This window comes from Selenomonas timonae (genome assembly GCF_014250475.1).
GTDB classification, from domain to species: domain Bacteria; phylum Bacillota; class Negativicutes; order Selenomonadales; family Selenomonadaceae; genus Centipeda; species Centipeda timonae.
In genome coordinates, this window is the sequence record NZ_CP060204.1 from 1,506,009 (window position 1) to 1,527,591 (window position 21,583).

A 21,583-nucleotide genomic window follows, 5' to 3' on the forward strand; every position below is an offset into this window, starting at 1 on the left:
AACGGAGCACTTCGCGAGGCTGCTTGCGAAGTGCTTTTTCCTATGGAAGCGCTGTTTTGGGCGGCTTCCTGTCAAACAAAAGAGGTGCTTTGGTGGATAAAATGTATGATGCCGTCATCGTTGGCGGCGGCCCTGCGGGACTCTCTGCCGCCATCTATCTGGCACGTGCGAAATGCAAGGTGCTCGTTATCGAGAAGGAGAAGGTCGGCGGACAGATCACAATCACCGCTGATGTCGTGAACTATCCCGGCACGGGCAAGGTCAGCGGCTCCGAGCTCGCGGCACAGATGGAGGAGCAGGCGCGCGGCTTCGGCGCGGAATTCGTCACGGCAGAGGTCATCGGTCTGAAACTCGATCAAGACATCAAGGAGCTCGAGACGACGGCGGGCACGGTCGAGGCGCTGAGCGTCATCCTCGCGACGGGAGCAAATCCGCGCAAGGTGGGCTTCTACGGCGAGAAAAAGTTCCAGGGGCGCGGCGTTGCCTACTGCGCGACCTGCGATGCCGAGTTCTTCACGGGCATGGACATCTTCGTCATTGGCGGCGGGCTTGCGGCGGTGGAGGAGAGTATGTTCCTCTCGCGCTACGGCAAGTCCATCACGATCCTCGTGCGCAGCGACAAGTTCCGCGCACCGCAGACGGCGGTGGACGCGCTCGCGAACTATCCGAACATCAAGGTGCGCTTCAACACGGTTGTGGAGCGCGTCGGCGGCGAGACGATGATCTCCTATGCCGATTTCCGCGATGAGACGACGGGCAAGGTCGAGCACTATATGGCAAAGGACGGCGAGACGTTCGGCGTCTTCGTCTTTGCCGGCTATATCCCGAATACGGGGCTGTTCCGTGAGCAGGTTGCGCTGAATGAGCAGGGCTACGTCATCACGAACGAGGAGAAGGAGACGAATATTAAGGGGGTCTTTGCTGCGGGCGATGTCTGCATCAAGACGCTGCGTCAGGTTGTGACGGCGGTCTCCGACGGCGCAGTCTCTGCGGTTGCGGCGGAGCGTCATGCGGCGGCGCTGCACGATCGCCTCAAGTTGCCCGCATTTGCGCGCGCCGAGGTGGATGCAAAGCGCTTTGAGCAGCGCAAGAGCTCCATCGAAAAGGAAGCGGCAGACGGCAACGAGACGAACTTCATCTCTGCCGAGATCCGCGAGCAGCTGGCAGCGGTCTTTGATAAGTTTGAGACTTCGGTCAAGCTTGTCGGACACTACGACGACGGAGATCTCTCGCGCGAGCTGCGCGGCTTTATGGATGAGTTCGCGGGTCTCACGGACAAGGTCAGCTATGAGGAGCGCGAGGCCGGGGACGGGCAGCCCGGCATCGAGGTTCTGAGGGGGGACGGCACGCCGAGCGGCATTACGTTCCACGCCGTGCCGGGCGGACACGAGTTCAACTCGTTCATCCTTGCCCTCTACAATGTGGCAGGTCCAGGTCAGGAGCTGCGGGACGAGACGCGCGCGAAAATTGAGCAGATTTCCGCGCCCGCCGATGTCAAGGTGCTCATGTCCCTCTCCTGTACGATGTGCCCCGATGTGGTCGCCGCTGTGCAGCGCATTGCGGCAGAGCGTGCGGACGTGCGTGCGGACATCTACGACATCCGCTACTTCCCCGAGCTGAAAGAGAAGTACAGTGTGATGAGCGTTCCCTGCATGATTGTGGGGGAAGACCTCTTCTTCGGTAAGAAGAACATAGACGAGGTCGCTGATATTCTGGTCAATCGCGGTTGAGCAAGCTCGCTGTCCGCGCCCCTGAGCAAGGCGCAGATGGGCGGCAGGACTTCTCCCGCAGGTTGATATATTCTGTGTATTTGTTTTAGAAAAGGAGAGCACTATGGAACTCAAGGGATCACAGACCGAGAAGAATCTCTGGGCGGCATTTGCCGGAGAGTCGCAGGCGCACACAAAGTATCTCTACTACGCGTCGCAGGCGAAGAAGGACGGCTACGTCCAGATCTCGAACATCTTCAACGAGACGGCGGTCAACGAGAAGGCGCATGCAAAGATCTGGTTCAAACTCGTGAGCGGCATTGGCGACACGAAGGCGAACCTCGCTGCGGCTGCCGCCGGAGAGAACGAGGAGTGGACGAGCATGTACCCCGAGTTCGCACGCGTTGCGCGCGAGGAGGGCTTTGACAAGATCGCCCGCCTCTTCGATGCCGTCGGCAAGATCGAGAAGGAGCACGATGCGCGCTACAAGCTGCTCTTGCAGAAGGTGGATGAGGGCACGGTGTTCCAGCGCGATGAGAAGATCATCTGGCAGTGCCTCAACTGCGGCTATGTCTGCGAGAGCCCGAAGGCGCCGATGAAGTGCCCCGTCTGTGAGCACCCGCAGTCCTTCTTCCAGCAGGTTGTGCAGAATTATTGAGTCGTTAAAAAGCGACTGTGATAGAAAAATCCTCGCCGAATGGCGGGGATTTTTGTTAGGAGGAGAATTCAGATGCGAGGAAAGTTTGATCTGTCCGCCTATCTCGTGATCGGTCCCGAGAATACGGATGGGCGCCCTGTGGCGCGCGTGATCGCTGAGGCTGTGCAGGCGGGCTTCACCTTTGTTCAGATTCGCGCAAAATACGCGGAGGCGCGTGAGATCATCGAACTCACGCGCGCGGCGGCAGATGTGATTGCGGCACAGGGGAAATCGGACGCTGTGGCACTCGTCATAAATGATCGCCTCGATGCTGTACTCGCGGCGCGGGAGCAGGGGATCAAGGTGGACGGTGTGCATGTGGGGCAGGGGGATATTCCGCCCGATGTCTGCCGCAAATATCTCGGTGCGGATGCAATCGTCGGGCTCTCCGCGCGCACGACCGATCTGCTCGACTATGCGGCGCACTGCGATACCACATGCATCGACTACTTTGGCGCGGGGCCGCTCCATGCGACGCCGACAAAGCCCGAGGCGGGGCGGACGGCGACGGGGGAGATTGTGACGCGCAGCCTCGATGAGCTGAGAGATCTGCATCGCGTTAGCCCCGTGCCCGTGGTCGTGGGCGGCGGCGTCAAGGCGTCCGATCTCCCCGCGCTCAGGGCGACAGGCGTCGAGGGCTTCTTCGTCGTCAGTGCTGTTGCGGAGGCAGCGCATCCCTATGTCGCCGCAGAGGAGATGGTGCGCGTCTGGCGGGAGTAGCAATCTCCTTGTGTTGCTTGTCCCACGCGAACGCTTAGTTACGCAAGCGGTCGGGCACTTATCTGCCTAAATACCTGCGAATTTCTAAACGCGCTACGCTTGAACGGTAGAAATCCGCAGGGGGCAGAACGTGCCCTTGTTTCCGCTTGCTCCACTAGGGTTCGCTTAGGGACATCACAACACATCGTGACAGCAACGGCTGTTTTCTACTCATAGTAGCGCAGCAGACTCTGTGTGCCGTCCGCACCGCCGCCGCGCTCCTCGAGGGTGCGCGCCTCGCGCAGTATTTGTTCCAGTATAGGCAAGGTCATGCCATACTCCTTGGAGGTCTTTGCACCGATCGTCATATCCTTGACGAAGTGTTTTATCATAAATCCGGGGGCAAAGTTCCCATCGAGCGCCATGCGGATCATATTGGACATCTGGAAGCTCGATGCCGCACCGCCAGAGATTGAGGCATAGACCTTCTCAAGATCAAGCCCTGCGGCGCGTGCATAGGCGAATGCTTCGCATGCGCCCGCGAGCGCGCCTGCAACGGCGATCTGGTTCGCTGCCTTCGTCTTCTGCCCTGCGCCTGCCGCACCCTCGTAGACGATGTTCTTACCCATGGCCGCAAAGACGGGCTGCATTGCGTTAAAGTCATCCTCATCACCGCCGACGAGAATGTTGAGCGTGGCATTGCGCGCACCCATGTCGCCGCCGGTGACGGGCGCGTCGAGCGCGTGGATGTCGCGCTTCTTTGCCTCTGCATAGATGCGTTCGGCAAGCGCTGGCGAGGAGGTCGTCATATCAGCGGTATATGCGCCCGCCTTGAGGTTTGCAAGGATGCCGTCCGTGCCGAGGTAGATCTCCTCCACATCCTTCGGATAGCCGACCATCGTGATGACGGCGTCCTGTCCGCGTGCGCATGCGCCAGGGCTGTCGGCATACTTTGCGCCTCGTGCAACGAGGGCGTCCGCCTTCGACTTTGTGCGGTTGTAGACCGTGAGCTCATAGCCTGCATCCATGAGATGACCTGCCATTGCCGCACCCATGATGCCGAGTCCGATGAATCCAATTTTCTTCATTGTGCTTTCCTCCGTTTCGTATCACTTCTCTGCGCTCAGTGTAGCATAAAATCCTGCAAAAAGCAGGATTTTTTTGATGAATTCCGAATTTTATAGGTATAAGAATGATACGCGATACCACGGTATATCAGGAGGGAGGATATCTTATGCGGCTCGAGTTTTTGGGCGCGGCACACGTCGTTACGGGTTCATGCTATCTGCTTCATGTGGGCGATCACAGCTATCTTGTGGACTGCGGCATGTATCAGGGGACGCGCCGTCTGCGTGAGATGAACTATGAGGACTTTCCGTTCAATCCCGCCGAGATCGAGGCAGTCTTTCTGACGCATGCACATATCGATCATTGCGGACGCATTCCGCGCCTCGTGCGCGAGGGCTTCCGTGGGAAAATCTATGCGACGCGCTCCACCTGCGATCTCGTCCGCATCATGCTGCCGGACTCGGCGCATATTCAGGAGAGCGATGCAGAACTGTTCAATCGCAAGAACGCGCGCCGCAGCGAAGCGCCCATCACGCCGCTTTATACACAGGCGGATGCATTTTCTGCGCTCGAGCTGTTCGAACCCGTTGCCTATCGTACGCCGCTGCAGGTAGATAATCTGCAGCTCACATTCCGTGACGCGGGGCACATTCTCGGCTCCGCGATCCTCGAGATCGTAGTGGAGGAGAGCGGGCAGGAGTCAAAGCTTGTCTTCTCAGGCGATCTCGGTCAGCCGAACCAACCCATTCTGCGCGACCCCGAGGCGGTTGCGGGGGCGGATTTCCTGCTTGTCGAGTCCACGTACGGCGATCGCATTCATCGCGACTACGACAAGGAGTCGGCGTTGCTCGAGGTGATCCGCGACACGATGGATCGCGGCGGCAACGTCATCATTCCGTCGTTCGCCGTCGGGCGGACACAGACCCTGCTCTACTATTTCTACAATCTGTGGAAGGCGGGGCGCCTCGACGGGGATATTCCGATCATCATCGACAGTCCGCTCGCGATCCAGGCAACACGTGTATTTCTGAAAAACTATGAGGACTTCGACGACGAGGCAATTGCGTTCTTCGGCGAGCAGGGGACGATTCCCGCGTTCCCGCAGGTGCGCATTGCGGAGACAGCGGCGGAGTCGCGTGCGCTCAACTCAGCTGAGGGTTCGGCAATCATCCTCTCCGCCTCGGGCATGGCAGATGCGGGGCGTGTGCTGCACCATCTGAAGCACAACCTCTGGCGTCCCGAGTCGACCGTGCTCTTCGTCGGCTATCAGGCGGAGGGGAGCCTCGGGCGGCGGCTTGTCGACGGAATCAAGCGCGTGCGCGTCCTCGGTGAGGAGATTGCGGTCAAGGCGCAGATTCAGGTGCTCGAAGGATTCTCTGCGCACGCGGATGCGGAGCAGATCGTCGACTGGATGCGCTCCATCACGGAGCCGCGCCCCGCGAAGGTCTTCCTCGTTCACGGCGAGGGACAGGCGCAGGAGGCACTCAAGGAGCGCATACAGGAGGAGCTCGGGCTCGAGGTCTATGCGCCCTTCCTCGGCGACATTGTGACGATACAGGGGCGGAGCGCTAATCTCATCCCATCGAATATTCCGTCTGTCTCGGTTGAGGCGGAGATGGAGGATGTCATGCGCGACTTCGATGCGGAGTACCGTCAGCTGCGCAAGGCGATCATCCGCACTGTCGTACGTCAGCCGAAGCTCATGGAGCCAATCATTCGCACGATGCAGAAGGCGCGCAATTATTTCAAGAAGCTCGCCGCGCCGTATAATATTTGAGTTGTATTTAGATTCGTTAGTCAAAAATTGGATATTGCAGAACTGTGTGCCTTGCACTTGCATAGTCCTGTGAAATACGTTAAAATAGGGAAGCCTAAAAAGGCTTTCCTATTTAATATGGGTTAATTGGAGAAAATCCGTATGGTTTCATATGGATTCGGATAGGTGGTGTTATTTTGGAATCCCCATTTCGTGTCGGGGTGGATGTCGGTTCAACGACGATTAAGCTGGTTGTGCTCGGGGAGGAGCATGAGATCCTCTACAAGAACTATGCACGGCATTTTTCCGAGATCGGCAAGGCGCTGCAGGAGAATTTGGCGCAGCTGAAGGATGTGGTGGGCGAGGCGAAATTCTCGTTTGCACTCACAGGCTCGGCGGGCATGGGCATCGCACAGCGCATAGGTCTGCCGTTCGTGCAGGAGGTCGTTGCCTGTGCTTCTGCGGTGCGCCGTCTCATTCCGGAGACGACGACGGCGGTTGAGCTCGGCGGCGAGGACGCCAAGATCACGTATTTTGGCGATGCACCTGAGCAGCGTATGAACGGTGTCTGTGCCGGTGGTACGGGCTCGTTCATCGACCACATGGCGTCCCTGCTCTCGACTGACCCCATTGGACTGAATTCACTCGCAGAGAAGGGAAAGCGCGTCTATGCGATCGCCTCCCGCTGCGGCGTCTTTGCCAAGACGGACATTCAGGCACTCATGAACGACGGCGCGGAGAAAGCGGACATCGCACTCTCCGTTTTTCAGGCTGTCGTCAACCAGACCATCGGCAATCTCGCGCAGGGACGCCCGATCGACGGCACGGTCGCCTTCCTCGGTGGTCCCCTGCACTTTCTCCCGGAACTGAAAAAACGCTTTATCGAAACATTGAAGCTCGATGACGAACACGTCGTCGACGTGGATTACGGCAATTATTTCGTCGCGGTTGGCGCGGCGCTCTCCGACGATGCCGGAGTGACCGATATGCGGGAGATGGAGACGTGCATTGCGCGTGCGGAGGAGGCTGCGGCGGCGGAGACGCGCACGGCAGACTTCACACTGTTCAAGGGTACGGAGGACTATGCGGCGTTCAAGGCACGGCATGACCGTGACCGCGTGCGGCGCGGCAGTCTCAGCGATTACTGCGGCCCGATCTGCATCGGTATCGATGCGGGCTCGACGACGACGAAGCTCGTTGCCATCGGCAGGGATAAGGAACTGCTCCACACGTCTTACGGCAGCAATCACGGTTCACCGCTCCAGTCTGTTGTCAACGCACTGCGGGACTTCTACGCTGTCATGCCCGAGGGCGCATACATCGCAGGCGCGATGACGACGGGCTACGGCGAGGCAATCGTCAAGGCGGCGCTCCATGCGGATGGTGGCGAGGTGGAGACCTTTGCCCACCTGCGCGCGGCGCAGGAGTTCTGCCCCAAGGTCAGCTTCGTGCTCGACATCGGCGGGCAGGATATGAAATGCTTCTTCGTCCAAGATGGTAGCGTAGGCAACATCACCCTGAACGAGGCCTGCTCGGCGGGCTGTGGTTCCTTCATCCAGAACTTTGCCGAGGGGCTTCACATGACCCCGGCGGAGTTTGCAGGCAAGGCGGTGGATGCGAAAGCCCCCGTCGATCTCGGCACGCGTTGCACGGTCTTCATGAACTCGAAGGTCAAGCAGGCACAGAAGGAGGGCGCGGAGGTCGCCGATATCTCGGCGGGCATCGCGCTCTCGGTTGTCAAGAACGCGCTGTTCAAGGTTATGCAGCTCAAGGATGTCTCCGCGCTCGGCGACCACATCGTCGTGCAGGGCGGGACGTTTTACAATGATGCTGTCCTGCGCGCACTTGAGAACATCATCGGCAAGGATGTCATTCGTCCCGATATCGCGGGGCTCATGGGCGCATACGGCGCGGCGATCCTTGCACTCGAGGCGGGCACGGAGCGGTCGACGCTGCTCGGCGCAGACGAACTTGGCACATTTGAGACCAAGACCAGCTCCTACCGCTGCGGGAAATGCGGAAACAAATGCCTCATCACGATGCAGCAGTTCCCGAATGGTGAGCGCTACTTCACAGGCAATCGCTGTGAGCGCGGCATTGGCGGTGAGAAGCACGAGGACGATACGCCGAATATCTACAAGTTCAAGTATCGCCGTGTGTTCAAGCACTATAAGTCGCCGGCAGAGCCAAAGCGTGGGCGCATCGGCATCCCGCGCACGCTCAATATGTACGAGGACTTTCCGTTCTGGTTCACGTTCTTTGACAAGCTCGGCTATGGGGTCGTGATCTCGGGCAAATCCTCGCCACAGCTCTTCTACAAGGGCATGGCGACGATTCCGTCGGACTCGCTCTGCTATCCCGCGAAGCTCGCACACGGGCATATTGTCGACCTCGTCGAGAAGGGCGTCGATACGATTTTCTACCCCTGCGAGCCGCACAACATGGACGATAAGCCGGGCTCGTCGGCAAATAATTTCAACTGCCCGATTGTCGCCTCCTATGCGGAGAACATCCGCATCAACATGGATATCCTACGCGAGAAGAACATCCGCTTTATTCAGCCGTTCCTGCCGATCAACGACCGCAAGCGCATGATCGAGCGCCTCGTGGAGGAGTTTGGAAAGCCCGAGGGGATCGGAAAAAAGGAGATTGCGGCTGCGGTTGATGCGGGCTATGCAGAAATCGAGCAGTATCGTCAGGATGTCCGCGACTATGGTCAGCAAATTCTCGACCGCATTGCAAAGACGGGCGAGCATGCAATTCTGCTTGCAGGTCGTCCGTATCACGTCGATCCAGAGATCAATCACGGCATCCCCGAGATGATCCAATCGTATAAACTGCCGATCCTCTCCGAGGATGCGGTCTATCACATCCCCGTGCAGGAGCGGCGCCTGCAGGTCGTCAACCAGTGGAGCTACCACGCGCGCCTCTATCACGCGGCGCAGTTCGTCGCCGAGCACCCGAATGTGACGATGATACAGCTGAGCTCCTTTGGCTGCGGACTCGACGCGCTCACGACGGCGGAGGTGCGCGAGATTCTCGAGTCGCACGAGCGCATCTATACGATGATAAAGCTGGACGAGGTGTCGAACCTCGGCGCGGCGCGCATTCGCCTACGCTCCCTGATTGCCGCGCTCGCGCGCAGGGAGAATCCCGCCTATCACGAGGTGCCCGTCATCGAGCGCCCGCGCTTCACCGAGGACTGTAAGAAGACGCACACGATTCTTGCGCCGCAGATGGCGCCGATTCACTTCGAGCTCTTCCGTACAACGATGCGAAAGCACGGTTATAATGTTGTCATCCCGCCTATGCCGAACAAGGCGTCGATCGATCTGGGGCTGCGCTACGTGCACAACGATATGTGCTACCCCGCAATCGTCGTTATCGGTCAGCTGCTCGCAGCGCTTAAGGCGGGGATGTGCGACGCGGATCACACGAGCATCGCACTCTTTCAGACCTGCGGTGCCTGCCGTGCAACGAACTATCTTGGCGTTCTGCGCAAGGCACTGCGCGATGCGGGCTTCCCGAACGTCGCCGTCTTTGCCGTGCGCGGCCTACCCGAGGAGACGGACAGCTTCGCATTTAACCGGGAGATGATGGTGGATGCCATCAAGGCGGCGGTCTACGGCGACCTGCTCATGAATGTGCGCAACCGTATGATGCCATACGAGCTTGTGAAGGGCGCGACACAGGCAGTATTCGATAAATGGATGACGCGCGCCAAGGAGGAGCTCGAGCACGGCAGCGTGTTCAAGTTCCGCCGCATGGTGAAGGACATCGTGCGCGACTTCGACCACATTCCCATCGATGAACAGATGTGGAAACCAAAGGTCGGCATCGTCGGCGAAATCCTCGTGAAGTACCATCCCGTTGCGAACAACGACATCGAGAAGGTGCTGATGGGGGAGGGGGCAGAGGTCGTTATGCCGGACTTCGTCGACTTCTTCCTCTACTCTGCATACGATCCGATCGCGCAGCACAAATTGCTCGCGGGATCGTACAAGGATCGCCTCTACGGGCGTATGTTCATCAAGGTCATCGAGTTCTTCCGCGCGCCCATGCGCAAGGCTCTCAAGGAGAGCCGTCACTTCCGTCCACCGCAGTCCATCGACCACACGGCGGAGCTCGCGGCTCGCCATGTCAGTCTCGGCAATATGGCGGGGGAGGGCTGGTTCCTCACGGGCGAGATGGTGAAGCTCATCGAGGAGGGCGTGCCGAACGTCGTCTGCCTGCAGCCGTTCGGCTGTCTGCCGAACCACATCACAGGCAAGGGCGTCATGCACGACCTGCGCAAGGCGTACCACGGCGCGAACATCACGGCGATCGACTGCGATGCAGGATCGAGTGAGGTCAACCAGCTGAACCGTCTGAAGCTCATGCTCGCCGTTGCGAAGGAGCGCCGCCCTGCGGGAGTGGGGGCATCCGCACCAGTGGCGGAGATGGCGCAGAGAAACTAAATATTTATTTGGGAGTTATGCTTTCGGGCGTAACTCCTTTTTTGTTACAAAAACATGTTCCGCGAACAAAAAAACGCGAAAAATTTGTTCGTAAGTATTGACCGAACACCCTTTCTGTGTTATTCTATATCCGAACAGAGGTTTTGAGAATATATATACGGATATACGAAGTTTTTACATAGTGGAGGAGTTAAAGATGAAACGCATCGGTCTTGTTCTCAGTGTATTTGCTCTCATCTGGATGGGCGTCTCCGCCCTTCACCTGACGAATCCATATCTGCGCTCGTCTGATTTCATCGAGGTGTCTGTCATGCGCGGCGAGAACGTCTGGTCAATCGCGCGCAAGTATGCGACGAAGGAGACGATGGCAGAGGAGCTCGAGGAGGCCATCATCGAGGTGAACGGCCTTGCGCCGGATGGTTCTGTTGCTGCGGGACGTCGTCTGCAGATTCCCGTGCTGGAACCCGCAGAGCAGTTGCAGGCGATGGCAGAGCACAAATCCCTTGACACAGTCGCCCGTGCGCCTTATAATGACGTTACCGATTAGGGTGGAAACATATAGCCTTGTCCCTATGGGATGGATTTCCTATCCCAAGGGGCGGGGCTTTTTTGTATTAGGAGGTACTGATAAAATCAGTAGATCCTATATTTTGAAGGGAGAGCGTTTATGATAAAGCTGACACTGCCGGATGGCTCCATACGTGAGGCAGAGGCAGGGACAACGCTGCTGGACGTTGTCAAGGGAATGAGCAACTCACTTGCAAAGAAGGCGCTTGCGGCAAGCCTCGACGGCAAGACCGTCGACCTGACGACACCTGTGACGCATGATGCTGCGTTTCAGGTGTTGACCTTTGAGGATGCGGGAGGGCGTCATGCGCTGCGTCATACGGCTTCGCATATCATGGCACAGGCGGTGAAGCGTCTCTATCCCGAAAGCAATGTGCAGCTTGCCATCGGTCCTGCCATCGAGAACGGCTTCTACTATGACTTCGATCTGGATCGCCAGCTGACGGATGCCGACCTGCGCGACATCGAAAAGGAAATGAAGAAGATCGTCAAGGAGAATCTGAAGCTCGAGCGCCGCGAGATTCCGCGCAATGAGGCGATCGAATATTTCCGCGCAAAGGGCGAGAACTACAAGGTCGAGCTGATCGAGGATCTGCCGGAGGACGAGACGATCACCACCTATACGCAGGGCGAGTTCACGGATCTCTGCGCGGGGCCGCACGTCATGTCCACGGGCAAGGTCAAGGCGTTCAAGCTGCAGAGCATCGCCGGGGCATACTGGCGCGGCAGTGAGAAGAACAAGATGCTGCAGCGCATCTATGGAACTGCGTTCGACAAGCAGGAGGATCTGGACGCCTACCTCAACATGCTTGAGGAGGCAGCGAAGCGCGACCACCGCAAGCTCGGCAGGGAACTCGATCTTTTCAGCCTGCACGAGGAGGGACCGGGCTTCCCGTTCTTCCATCCGAACGGCATGCTCCTGCGCAACGCGATTCTCGAGTATTGGCGCGAGGTGCACCGCCGCTACGGTTATCAGGAGATCAGCACTCCTGTCATCCTGAGCCGCAAGCTATGGGAGACGTCGGGGCACTGGTTCCACTACCGTGAGAATATGTATACGACCGAGATCGACGAAGAGGACTATGCAATCAAGCCGATGAACTGCCCCGGCTGCATGCTCGTCTATCGCTCGCAGCTGCACAGCTACCGCGATCTGCCGCTGCGCCTCGCCGAACTCGGGCTCGTACACCGTCACGAGCTGTCGGGAGCCCTGCACGGGCTCTTCCGTGTGCGCAACTTCACGCAGGATGACGCGCATCTCTTCGTTACGCCCGATCAGATCGAGGGCGAGATTCAGCATACGATCGACCTCTTCGACGAGGTCTACCGCACATATGGGCTCTCGTACAAGGCGGAGCTGTCGACGCGTCCCGAGGACTCGATGGGCTCGGATGAGATGTGGGAGCTTGCAACAGACGGTCTGCGCAAGGCACTCGAAAACCGCGGTCTCGACTTTGTCATCAACGAGGGCGACGGCGCGTTCTACGGGCCGAAGATCGACTTCCACCTGCGTGACTCGATTGGACGCACATGGCAGTGTGGTACGATCCAGCTGGACATGAGCCTGCCCGAGAAGTTCGACCTGACCTACATCGGTGAGGACGGGGAGAAGCATCGCCCCGTCATGTTGCACCGCGTCGTCTACGGCTCGATCGAGCGCTTCATCGGCATCCTGATCGAGAACTATGCGGGCGCATTCCCCGTGTGGATGGCGCCCGTACAGGTGCGCATCCTGCCGATCACGGAGCGCCATGCGGCGTATGCCGAGCGTCTGCGCAAGGAAATGTTCGACCTCGGCTTCCGCGTTGAGGTGGATGACCGCAACGAGAAGACGGGCTACAAGATCCGCGAGAGTCAGGTCAAGAAGACCCCGTACACGCTCGTCATCGGCGACCAGGAGCAGGAGAATCATACGGTTGCCCTGCGCAAGTATGGCGAGAAGGACAGCACAGTCATGTCGGTCGAGGACTTCATCACGCTTGTGCAGGAAAAAATTGCGACGCGCGCGCAGGAGTATTGACAAGACACCTGCATTTGTGGTAGTATGACTTTCGTTACAAGCAGAAGCCACCGCTTCTCACCTGCGGACAGAATTGTGCGTCGGGTCGAATGAAAGATATTTCATGAGAGTTTTAGGGTGGCTTCGTGCCGCCCTTTTCTATTGCCGGATGGCGTTCTGCGTGCATCCGAACCAGGAGGTGTTCTTGCCATAAGCAGGGAATCTTTGCGAATCAATGAGGAAATCCATATCCGTGAGGTGCGTGTCACCAGCGCGGAGGGAGAACAGCTTGGCATCATGCTGACGCGTGACGCCCTTCGCATGGCGGAGGAGCAGCATCTCGACCTGGTCGAGGTTGCGCCGAAGGCAAAGCCGCCCGTCTGCCGCATCATGGACTTTGGTAAGTTCCGCTATGAGCAGCAGAAACGCGAGAAAGAAGCGAAGAAGAAGCAGAAGACCATCAGCATCAAAGAGGTCAAGCTTCGTCCGAACATCGACGAGCACGACTTCAACGTCAAGCTGAAGAATGCGCTCCGCTTCGTCGAAGAGGGCAACAAGGTCAAGGTTACGATTATGTTCCGCGGCAGAGAGCTTTCTCATCCGGAACTCGGACGTGCGGTTCTCGACCGCGTTGCCGAGCGGATGACCGAGCTTGTGACCATTGAGCGCGGTGCGAAGCTGGAGGGGAAGAATATGACGATGATCCTGTCCCCGAAGGTGCAGAAGCCCGCGAAGGCGGCCAAACCCGCGAAGGAAGATAAAGGAGGAAATGGCGATGCCGAAGATTAAAACGCGCCGCGCAGCAGCAAAGCGCTTCAGCGTGACAGGGAGCGGAGAGTTCCGCCGCAACAAGGCGTACAAGAGACATATTCTGGAGAAGAAGACGCCGAAGCGCAAGCGCAACCTGCGCAAGGCTGCTCTCGCTGATACGTCGGACTACAAGCGCATCCGCAAGATGCTCCCCTACGCATAATTGGGGCAACGAACAAAATCCCCATGTGGGTAGGAACTAGGAGGAAATGCAATGCCAAGAGTTAAAAGCGGTGTCACAGCACATCGTCGTCATAAGAAGATCCTGAAGCTCGCAAAGGGCTATCGCGGCTCGCGCAGCAAGCAGTTCAAGAAGGCAAATGAGACCGTCATGAAGGCGCTCTACTATGCGCGCCGTGACCGTCGTGCGAAGAAGGGGACGTTCCGCCGTCTCTGGATCGCCCGTATCAACGCGGCTGCCCGCGCCAACGGTATTTCGTACAGCCGCCTGATGGCAGGTCTGACGAATGCCGGCGTCGAGGTCAACCGTAAGATGCTTGCCGACCTCGCCATTGCCGATGCGGCTGCCTTCACGCAGCTCGTCAATGTGGCGAAGGAGAACCAGTAAGAAGAGGATGAGCCTGATGAATGCAACGATTCATCAGGCTCTTTTTTGCGATGAAGAACATACAGATAATTACAAGTGCGGCAAATCCCATCATACGCCTCACATCAGCCGTCGTGCATACGCAGCGCCGCGCGGCAAAAGAGGGACTCTTTACAGTCGAGGGGCTGCGTCTCGCCGAGATGGCGGCGGTATCCGACTGGCAGATTCGTCACGCGCTCGTGACAGAGCGTGGACTCACCGGGGAGCGCATGCGAGCACTTGTGGAGCAGCTGATTAAACGAGGGACGCCCGCCGCGCTTGTCACGGAAAATATCTTTGCAACGCTTGCCGAGACGGATAGTCCGCAGGGTATTCTCCTACTTGTGGAGCGTCGTAAGACACAGAATTTGGCTGATCTGCCGCAGGGCAGAGATGGGGAAGAGCCGCCGCTCTACATCGCGCTTGACCGTGTGCAGGATCCGGGCAACGTCGGGACGATCCTGCGAACGGCGGACGCTGTGGGCGTGACAGGTGTTATCCTCCTGCGCGGCTCGGCAGACATATACAGCGGCAAGGTTGTCCGCGCGACAATGGGATCGCTCTTTCACGTTCCCTTCGTCACGGGAGTGACAGCGGCGGAGCTCGCGGGCTTCGCGCAGAAGGAGGGGCTGCAATTCCTTGTGACCTCGTGCGATGCGGGTGCGGAGACACATTTTTCCGCAGATTTTCGGCGCGGCAGCATTATTGTCTTCGGCAATGAGGCGAACGGTGTATCGGAGGAGATTCTGATTGCCTCGCAGCATATCTACATTCCAATGCGCGGCGCTGCCGAGTCCCTCAATGTATCTACGGCAGTAACTGCCGTTCTATATGAGGCGCTGCGTCAGCGACTTACATAACAGCATATGAAAGGGGCTTGATCTACGTTCAGACCAAGCCCCTTTGTATACATTTTAATTTGACAGCAGAGACAGCAGTCGATCCTTCGAGACGAGCCCGATGCACTCTTCAATCATCTCCCCGTTCTTGAAAAAGAGAAGGGTGGGGAGGGTCATCACGCCATATTTCTCAGCAAGATCCTGCGCGTCGTCCACATTGAGCTTGCAGATCTTGATCTCCGGATGTTCTGTGCCCAGCTCCTCAAGAATAGGCGTGAGCATGCGACAAGGCGTACACCACGTCGCCCAAAAGTCGACGATGACAAGCTGATCTGCCTGCAGCACCTCGGCATCAAATGTTTCACTTGTGAGTTCGATAAAGCTCATTTCCCGCATCTCCTTCGCAATAGATTACAGCGTATTTCGTCCATCATAAACAAAATACATTTCTTTTTCAAGGGCTGCTCAGCAAAAAAGTCCGAAAAACTCTCATTCCCGTGCGAATCCCATGTGGCGGGCTTTTGTTCGGTTGCGCATCAACGAGAAAAGGTATATAATGTCGAGAATAGGGCAATTGTGTCGTGGATGAAGATCGGAATGCGTGAAAAAGAGAGGGAAGGGAATATGAGCGGAAAGAAGAGAATCGCGCTGAGCCCCGTGCTCAAACAGCATAAGTTCATCTTTGATCTGATGAAGAACACGTCCTCTGATTATACCTTTATGATGGATCCAAACGCCGGCACTTTTCTTGCGGCGCCGGCATTTGTTCAGGCGTATGACCTCCCCGCAGAGACTCTGGAGAACATTGCGGAGGTGCTGAGTCCGCTCGTCTATATGCAGGATCGCAAGCCTCTCGCGGCGCTCTTTTCCTCATTGGACGATCTCTCGGACGGGCGCGAGCGCCAGCTCGACTTCCGCATGCGGGATGCAAAGGGCGATTATTCGTGGCTGCGGCTCAAGGGAAAGATCGGCACTTCCGTGGATGGAACGCCGAATCTCTTCGTTGGGACGATCAGCCAGCTCGCACGGCGCAACTCGGCAGACGCCGTTACGGGGCTGCTCAACCGCTACCAGTTCACTGTGGATCTTGGAGCGGCGCTGCGTGAGGCACGAGAGACAGGAGGGGGCGGCGGCCTCCTCGTCATGGGGATCGACAACTTCCGCACGGTCAACGAGGCATTCAACCACGAGATCGGCGATATCATCCTGCGCCAAATCTCGGAGCGTATCCTTCAGAATATCCCGCGCAAGCTCTCCCTCTACCGCCTCGATGGCGATGAGTTCGGGCTCATCTATCCGGGTGCCGATGCGGATATGCTGACAGAGTTCTTCATCCGCGTACAGCGCGAATTCGCCCATCCGCAGGTCTACGATGGGCGTCAGTACATCGTTACCGTCTCGGCGGGCATGGTCTTCTACCCGCAGTCGGCGCGCGATCCGCTCGTCCTGCACAAATACGCACAGGCGGCACTCGATGCGGCAAAATCGGGCGGAAAGAACCGCATCAATGAGTTCTCGAAGGAAGTATACAACCGCTGGCTGCGTTCGCTGACAATACAGGAGCAGATCCTGCAGGACGTGAAGGCGGGCTGCCGCAATTTCGAGCTCTACTTCCAGCCGCAGGTGGCGGGTGACGATCAACACATTGTCGGTGCAGAGACCCTGCTCCGCTGGAAGAATAGCAAGGGTCGCATGGTCGCACCGATGGAGTTCATTCGCATTCTCGAGGAGACGAAGACGATTGTGCCTGTCGGCCGCTGGATCTTCGAGCAGGCGCTGCGCGTCTGCAAGGAGTGGCGTCAGCGCATTCCCGATTTCCACATGAGCGTAAACATGAGCTACGAACAGATCAAGGATCTCTCCTTCCTCGAGTTCGTGGAGGACTGCCTGCGCCGTCACGATATGCCCGCAGATGCCGTCGTCCTCGAGCTCACGGAGAGCAGGATCGTCAGCGATCTGAAGTTCGTCAACGCGCAGTTCGATGCATTCCGCAGACGCGGGATCAAGGTTGCGATGGACGACTTCGGCACGGGCTATTCTTCGCTTTCCTCGCTCAAGAATCTGAACTGCGACATCGTGAAGATCGACCGTGCCTTCGTCATGCGCATCCTCGAGAACCACTTCGATCAGAAGCTCGTCGAGTATACGGTGGATCTCTGCCACAGCATCGGCATGACGACCTGCATCGAGGGCGTGGAGACGCAGGAGGAGTACGACTGCCTCGTAAAGATCTGCAAGACGGACACGATTCAGGGCTACCTCTTCGGGCGCCCCGAGCCGCAGGATGTATTTGAAAAGAAGTTTTTGGGTATGTAATGGCAAGAGTAAAGACGGAGGAAGGGCTGAGCCTCCTCGGGGAGCAGCGCACGGACTACGGTTACGACTATGCGCCCGAGGCGCTTGAGACCTTTCAGAACAAGCATACGGATCACGATTACTGGGTGCGGTTCAACTGCCCCGAGTTCACGACGCTCTGCCCGATCACGGGACAGCCGGACTATGGGACGATCTACATCTCCTATATGCCCGCAGAGCGCATGGTCGAGAGCAAATCGCTGAAGCTCTACCTCGTGAGCTTCCGCAACCACGGGGATTTTCACGAGGATGTGGTGAACGTCATCATGCGTGACCTCATCCGCCTCATGGAGCCGAAATACATCGAGGTGCAGGGGAAATTCCTGCCACGCGGCGGCATCTCGATCGACCCCTACGCGAACTACGGTCTGCCGGGCACGAAGTACGAGGAGCTGGCGTGGGAGCGCCTCTCCATGCACGACCGCGTGCCCGAGCGGGTGGACAACCGCTGATGGCGCGGCAGAAACGAATCGCCCTCATCAACGACATCACGGGATTCGGGCGCTGCTCGGTGACGGTACAGCTGCCGCTGATCTCCGCGATGCGCGTACAGGCATGCCCGCTGCCGACGGCGATTCTCTCGGTGCATACGGGCTTTCCGAATCACTACCTCGACGACTATACGGAGCGCATGCACCCCTACATGGAGAATTGGGCGGCGAATGAGCTCGACTTCGACGCGATCCTGACGGGCTTCCTTGGCTCGGAGGCGCAGATCGACCTTGTGCTTGACTGCATTCGCATGTTCAAGGCAGATGATACGCGGGTGATCGTTGATCCTGTGATGGGGGACAATGGGAAGCTCTACTCCTCCTATACGCCCTCGCTCTGTGAGAAGATGCGCCAGCTGCTCCCCTATGCGGACGTTGTGACGCCGAACCTCACGGAGGCGTGTCAGCTGCTCAGGGCGGACTATCCCTCTGACGGTATTGTGTCGGAGAACGTGCTCGCAGAGATGGCGGCGGCAATCGCGGCGATGGGGCCACGCTCTGTTGTGATTACGGGGCTACATGCGGGCGACTATGTGCGCACCTATCTCTACGAGAATGGCGTCGGTCGCTCCTTCGACAATCCGAAGATTGGGCGTGACCGTTCGGGGGCGGGCGATGCCTTTGCGGCAATCGTTGCAGCGGCGCTCGTGCGCGGCATTCCGCTCGAGGAGGGGGCACGGCGCGCGGCGGAGTTCATCGGACACTGCCTCGACTACGCAGAGCAGCTCGATCTGCCGTGGAACTACGGGCTGCCCTTCGAGGAGTTTATGGGAGAGCTGACGGCACTATAAGCAGGGGCGCCCCTATCGGCTCGTTGCGACGGGGGAAGCTAATATGCTGTAATGCAAAGCCTCCCCCGTACGACATGGGGGAGCGGGACCGCGTGAGCGGTGGTAGGGGCGCTTTGGGCGTCTGGACAAGACAAACAAAAGGCTGCTGCACTGGTCAAAAGACTTCATGCAGCAGCCTATTTCTGTGTATGATAGGAGAATCTTATGATTGTATATGCGACACACGCGGGCGGGCGCTACCTCCCCATCGAGGAGAGTCTGCGCGAGCAGCCGGAGGGAAAGCGCGCCGTCTATGTCAACATCACGAATGACTGCAACTGCGACTGCGTCTTCTGTCTGCGCAGCATGAAGGAGATGGCGCGGGAGTCCTCCCTCTGGATCGAGCAGGATCCGTCTGTGAAGGAGATCATTGCAGAGCTCGACCGTCTGCCGTGGGAATACGTGCGTGAGGTGGTCTGCTGCGGCTTCGGCGAGCCGCTCATTCGTCTGGATACGGTACTCGCCGTTCTGCGTCATGTGAAGGAACACCATCCCGAGGTTGCGACGCGCGTCAATACGAATGGTCTCGGGGAACTTGAGCACGGCTTTGAATTTGCCGAACGCTTTGCGGGGCTGCTCGATACGATCTCCATCAGTCTGAACGCCTCGAATGCAGAGCGCTATCTCTCACTCACGCGCTCGAAATTTGGCATCTCCTCCTATGAGGCAATGCTGACCTTTGCCGAGCACTGCAAGCCCTACGTGCCGAACGTCGTACTCACCGTGGTGGAGAAGGTGGAGAACGAGGAGGAGATTGCGCGCTGTCGTGCGATCTGCGCGGAGCGCGGACTGACCCTGCGTGTGCGTGTGTACGAGGACAGCTGATTACAAAGGCTTTGCCCCATAGAGCGGCGTGCGCTGATCCATCGCTGCAAGGAGGCGCGGAACGGGCAGGATCCGCAGGAGCAGGAGGCATATGACAGCCTCGGGCACGAGGTAGGTCGCATTGAAGACCAGAGAGTAGAGATAGGGGGACGTATCGGGCGGCGCATACGAGCCGAAGAAGACCACGCCCGAGATATAGTGACAGAGGAACCGCGCCGTAAAGGCGAGCGCCGCGCCCAGATAGATGCGCCCCGGCACAGCGGCGGCAATCGCCAGCGCCATATAGGGCAGGGGATAGTCGAAGAGCACTTGCAGGGGATGCACGATAAAGGCGTCCTGCATGAGATTTATCATGCCGTAGACGAACCCCGCCAGACAGCCGATGCCTGCGCCATACCGATAGGTGAGGAAGAGCAGCGGCACCATCGCACCGAGTGTGACACTGCCGCCCTGCGGCATATGGAATATGCGCAGCTGATGGAGCACGATCGTCAGCGCCAGCATGAGCGCGACATTGATGAGCATGCTTGTCGTGAAACGGATGCGGCGCATCTGCAGATAGCCGAAGATGAAGACGAGTACCGCGAGCAGTGTGAAGAGACTGGTCGGCTGCGCCAGCAGCTCTGCCGCGTTCTTGATGAGTGTGTCCATGGATACCTCCTTGGTCGCTGTGTCATGTGTTTGCAATCCACTATAGCATACTATAAAATGCCGCCCTCTTCAATTCCGATGAACCCTTGAATCTACCGCAAAAGATAGATTTTTTCAGATAGATATGGTAAACTGAGCATTGGTATTTTTATCGAAACAACGGAGCAAATGCACAGTAGCACCGCTTTTCGTGTACATACAGGAGGACGATATGGACGATCAGATCAGAGAACTCAAGGAGCGCGCCCGCGCAGCGATTGCGGAGACGGCGAGCAGCCTCGGTGAACTCAATGATATTCGCGTGAAATTCCTTGGCAAAAAGGGCGAGATGACTGCACTCCTGCGCAGCATGAGCGCCCTCGCACAGGAGGAGCGTCCGCGCATCGGCAAGATCGTCAACGAGGCGCGTGCCGAACTCGAGGAGCTGCTTGCGGCGAAGTCCGAGGAACTGGCGAAGCGGGAACTTGCGGACAAGATTGCCGCCGAGCAGATCGACGTGACCCTGCCGGGGCGGACGGCTCCCGTGGGGCATCTGCACCCGCTCACGATCACGCTGAACCGCATCAAGAAGATCTTCCTGCAGATGGGCTTTACCATCGAGGAGGGACCCGAGATTGAGAGCGACTACTTCAACTTCGAGGCGCTGAATCTGCCGAAGGATCACCCCGCGCGCGATATGCAGGACTCGTTCTACATCACGGAGGATATTCTCCTGCGTTCGCAGACCTCGCCCGTACAAGCACGAACGATGCAGAAGAGCGAGCCGAATGCGCCCATCCGCATGATCGCGCCCGGGCGCGTCTACCGTCGCGACTCCTACGATGCGACGCACTCTCCGATGTTTACGCAGGTCGAGGGACTTGTGATCGACAAGGGCATCTCCTTTGCCGACCTCAAGGGGACGCTCGAGCTCTGCCTGCATCAGCTCTTTGATGCCGATGCGAAGGTGCGTTTTCGTCCGAGCTTCTTCCCGTTCACGGAGCCGTCGACCGAGGTGGACATCTCCTGCTCCTCGTGTCATGGCGCGGGCTGCCGCGTCTGCAAGGGGACGGGCTGGCTCGAGATCCTCGGCGCTGGCATGGTGCATCCTAACGTCCTGCGCATGAGCGGCTACGATCCCGCGCAGGTGTCGGGCTTTGCGTTCGGCATGGGGGTCGAGCGCATTGCGATGCTCGCCTACGGCGTGGACGATCTGCGCCTGTTCTACGACAACGACGTGCGTTTCTTACATCAATTCTGAGGAG

19 protein-coding genes are annotated in these 21,583 nt (G+C 58.2%); 16 read left to right on the forward strand and 3 right to left on the reverse strand.

The window, feature by feature from the left end:
* Nucleotides 1–101: 101 nt before the first annotated feature.
* The 3 genes from H1B31_RS07140 to H1B31_RS07150 all read left to right on the forward strand — a co-directional run bounded on the left by H1B31_RS07140 (nt 102) and on the right by H1B31_RS07150 (nt 3,126).
* Nucleotides 102–1,730, forward strand: coding sequence for an FAD-dependent oxidoreductase (locus H1B31_RS07140; RefSeq protein ID WP_185981256.1), 1,629 nt, complete (start codon nt 102–104; stop codon nt 1,728–1,730).
* A 103-nt stretch (nt 1,731–1,833) separates the two neighbouring features.
* Nucleotides 1,834–2,367 (forward strand): rubrerythrin, encoded by a 534-nt coding sequence (gene rbr, locus H1B31_RS07145; protein WP_009439770.1) that lies wholly within the window; start codon nt 1,834–1,836, stop codon nt 2,365–2,367.
* Between the two features lie 72 nt (nt 2,368–2,439).
* Nucleotides 2,440–3,126: a thiamine phosphate synthase gene (locus tag H1B31_RS07150; RefSeq protein WP_185979827.1), complete on the forward strand. Its 687-nt coding sequence runs from the start codon at nt 2,440–2,442 to the stop codon at nt 3,124–3,126.
* Nucleotides 3,127–3,332: 206 nt separating this feature from the next.
* Here H1B31_RS07150 and H1B31_RS07155 read toward each other — a convergent pair whose 3' ends face one another.
* The gene (locus H1B31_RS07155) at nt 3,333–4,193 is read right to left on the reverse strand and encodes an NAD(P)-dependent oxidoreductase (RefSeq protein ID WP_185979828.1); all 861 of its coding nucleotides are present in this window, start codon (nt 4,191–4,193) and stop codon (nt 3,333–3,335) included.
* 146 nt (nt 4,194–4,339) lie between these two features.
* Here H1B31_RS07155 and H1B31_RS07160 point away from each other — a divergent pair, with 146 nt between their 5' ends.
* The 8 genes from H1B31_RS07160 (at nt 4,340) to H1B31_RS07195 (ending at nt 15,208) form a co-directional block, all read left to right on the forward strand.
* Nucleotides 4,340–5,950 carry an MBL fold metallo-hydrolase RNA specificity domain-containing protein gene (locus H1B31_RS07160; RefSeq protein WP_185979829.1) on the forward strand — a complete coding sequence of 537 codons (1,611 nt, stop codon included), beginning with the start codon at nt 4,340–4,342 and terminating at the stop codon, nt 5,948–5,950.
* A 176-nt stretch (nt 5,951–6,126) separates the two neighbouring features.
* Nucleotides 6,127–10,386, forward strand: a complete 4,260-nt coding sequence (locus tag H1B31_RS07165) for a 2-hydroxyacyl-CoA dehydratase (RefSeq protein ID WP_185979830.1) — start codon at nt 6,127–6,129, stop codon at nt 10,384–10,386.
* 196 nt (nt 10,387–10,582) lie between these two features.
* Nucleotides 10,583–10,933, forward strand: coding sequence for a LysM peptidoglycan-binding domain-containing protein (locus tag H1B31_RS07170; RefSeq protein WP_009439765.1), 351 nt, complete (start codon nt 10,583–10,585; stop codon nt 10,931–10,933).
* Between the two features lie 120 nt (nt 10,934–11,053).
* On the forward strand, nt 11,054–12,973 hold the full coding sequence (gene thrS, locus H1B31_RS07175) for a threonine--tRNA ligase (protein WP_185979831.1): 1,920 nt from the start codon (nt 11,054–11,056) through the stop codon (nt 12,971–12,973).
* Between the two features lie 204 nt (nt 12,974–13,177).
* Nucleotides 13,178–13,741, forward strand: a complete 564-nt coding sequence (infC, locus tag H1B31_RS07180) for a translation initiation factor IF-3 (protein ID WP_185979832.1) — start codon at nt 13,178–13,180, stop codon at nt 13,739–13,741.
* Nucleotides 13,728–13,925 carry a 50S ribosomal protein L35 gene (rpmI, locus tag H1B31_RS07185; RefSeq protein ID WP_006693988.1) on the forward strand — a complete coding sequence of 66 codons (198 nt, stop codon included), beginning with the start codon at nt 13,728–13,730 and terminating at the stop codon, nt 13,923–13,925. Before infC ends, rpmI begins: the two co-directional genes overlap by 14 nt.
* 51 nt (nt 13,926–13,976) lie before the next feature.
* The gene (rplT, locus tag H1B31_RS07190) at nt 13,977–14,330 is read left to right on the forward strand and encodes a 50S ribosomal protein L20 (RefSeq protein WP_009439760.1); all 354 of its coding nucleotides are present in this window, start codon (nt 13,977–13,979) and stop codon (nt 14,328–14,330) included.
* 20 nt (nt 14,331–14,350) lie between these two features.
* Nucleotides 14,351–15,208 carry a TrmH family RNA methyltransferase gene (locus H1B31_RS07195; RefSeq protein WP_185979833.1) on the forward strand — a complete coding sequence of 286 codons (858 nt, stop codon included), beginning with the start codon at nt 14,351–14,353 and terminating at the stop codon, nt 15,206–15,208.
* Nucleotides 15,209–15,262: 54 nt separating this feature from the next.
* Here the strand turns inward: H1B31_RS07195 and trxA are convergent, their stop codons facing one another.
* The gene (gene trxA / locus H1B31_RS07200; protein ID WP_185979834.1) at nt 15,263–15,574 is read right to left on the reverse strand and encodes a thioredoxin; all 312 of its coding nucleotides are present in this window, start codon (nt 15,572–15,574) and stop codon (nt 15,263–15,265) included.
* Between the two features lie 237 nt (nt 15,575–15,811).
* On the opposite strand from trxA, the gene H1B31_RS07205 reads away from it, so the two are divergent.
* The 4 genes from H1B31_RS07205 to H1B31_RS07220 all read left to right on the forward strand — a co-directional run bounded on the left by H1B31_RS07205 (nt 15,812) and on the right by H1B31_RS07220 (nt 19,688).
* Nucleotides 15,812–17,503, forward strand: a complete 1,692-nt coding sequence (locus tag H1B31_RS07205) for a sensor domain-containing protein (protein ID WP_185979835.1) — start codon at nt 15,812–15,814, stop codon at nt 17,501–17,503.
* Nucleotides 17,503–17,994, forward strand: a complete 492-nt coding sequence (queF, locus tag H1B31_RS07210) for a preQ(1) synthase (RefSeq protein ID WP_185979836.1) — start codon at nt 17,503–17,505, stop codon at nt 17,992–17,994. The genes H1B31_RS07205 and queF overlap by 1 nt, the downstream gene beginning before the upstream one ends.
* Nucleotides 17,994–18,824 (forward strand): pyridoxamine kinase, encoded by an 831-nt coding sequence (locus H1B31_RS07215; RefSeq protein ID WP_185979837.1) that lies wholly within the window; start codon nt 17,994–17,996, stop codon nt 18,822–18,824. The genes queF and H1B31_RS07215 overlap by 1 nt, the downstream gene beginning before the upstream one ends.
* Nucleotides 18,825–19,028: 204 nt before the next feature.
* Entirely contained in the window at nt 19,029–19,688 is a 660-nt protein-coding gene (locus tag H1B31_RS07220) for a TatD family nuclease-associated radical SAM protein (protein ID WP_185979838.1), read from the forward strand.
* Here the strand turns inward: H1B31_RS07220 and thiT are convergent, their stop codons facing one another.
* Nucleotides 19,689–20,339 carry an energy-coupled thiamine transporter ThiT gene (thiT, locus tag H1B31_RS07225; protein ID WP_185979839.1) on the reverse strand — a complete coding sequence of 217 codons (651 nt, stop codon included), beginning with the start codon at nt 20,337–20,339 and terminating at the stop codon, nt 19,689–19,691.
* A 211-nt stretch (nt 20,340–20,550) separates the two neighbouring features.
* Here thiT and pheS point away from each other — a divergent pair, with 211 nt between their 5' ends.
* Entirely contained in the window at nt 20,551–21,579 is a 1,029-nt protein-coding gene (gene pheS / locus H1B31_RS07230; protein ID WP_037345554.1) for a phenylalanine--tRNA ligase subunit alpha, read from the forward strand.
* Nucleotides 21,580–21,583: the final 4 nt, after the last annotated feature.

Excerpts from the sequence above, each read along its gene's own strand:
- thiT (WP_185979839.1), bottom strand. The coding sequence starts at position 20,339 with ATGGACACACTCATCAAGAACGCGGCAGAGCTGCTGGCGCAGCCGACC.
- H1B31_RS07215 (WP_185979837.1), top strand. The coding sequence starts at position 17,994 with ATGGCGCGGCAGAAACGAATCGCCCTCATCAACGACATCACGGGATTC.
- H1B31_RS07220 (WP_185979838.1), top strand. The coding sequence starts at position 19,029 with ATGATTGTATATGCGACACACGCGGGCGGGCGCTACCTCCCCATCGAG.
- H1B31_RS07140 (WP_185981256.1), top strand. The coding sequence starts at position 102 with ATGTATGATGCCGTCATCGTTGGCGGCGGCCCTGCGGGACTCTCTGCC.
- H1B31_RS07150 (WP_185979827.1), top strand. The coding sequence starts at position 2,440 with ATGCGAGGAAAGTTTGATCTGTCCGCCTATCTCGTGATCGGTCCCGAG.
- H1B31_RS07155 (WP_185979828.1), bottom strand. The coding sequence starts at position 4,193 with ATGAAGAAAATTGGATTCATCGGACTCGGCATCATGGGTGCGGCAATG.
- H1B31_RS07170 (WP_009439765.1), top strand. The coding sequence starts at position 10,583 with ATGAAACGCATCGGTCTTGTTCTCAGTGTATTTGCTCTCATCTGGATG.
- H1B31_RS07195 (WP_185979833.1), top strand. The coding sequence starts at position 14,351 with ATGCAACGATTCATCAGGCTCTTTTTTGCGATGAAGAACATACAGATA.
- trxA (WP_185979834.1), bottom strand. The coding sequence starts at position 15,574 with ATGAGCTTTATCGAACTCACAAGTGAAACATTTGATGCCGAGGTGCTG.
- rbr (WP_009439770.1), top strand. The coding sequence starts at position 1,834 with ATGGAACTCAAGGGATCACAGACCGAGAAGAATCTCTGGGCGGCATTT.
- H1B31_RS07205 (WP_185979835.1), top strand. The coding sequence starts at position 15,812 with ATGAGCGGAAAGAAGAGAATCGCGCTGAGCCCCGTGCTCAAACAGCAT.
- rpmI (WP_006693988.1), top strand. The coding sequence starts at position 13,728 with ATGCCGAAGATTAAAACGCGCCGCGCAGCAGCAAAGCGCTTCAGCGTG.
- queF (WP_185979836.1), top strand. The coding sequence starts at position 17,503 with ATGGCAAGAGTAAAGACGGAGGAAGGGCTGAGCCTCCTCGGGGAGCAG.
- pheS (WP_037345554.1), top strand. The coding sequence starts at position 20,551 with ATGGACGATCAGATCAGAGAACTCAAGGAGCGCGCCCGCGCAGCGATT.
- thrS (WP_185979831.1), top strand. The coding sequence starts at position 11,054 with ATGATAAAGCTGACACTGCCGGATGGCTCCATACGTGAGGCAGAGGCA.
- rplT (WP_009439760.1), top strand. The coding sequence starts at position 13,977 with ATGCCAAGAGTTAAAAGCGGTGTCACAGCACATCGTCGTCATAAGAAG.
- H1B31_RS07160 (WP_185979829.1), top strand. The coding sequence starts at position 4,340 with ATGCGGCTCGAGTTTTTGGGCGCGGCACACGTCGTTACGGGTTCATGC.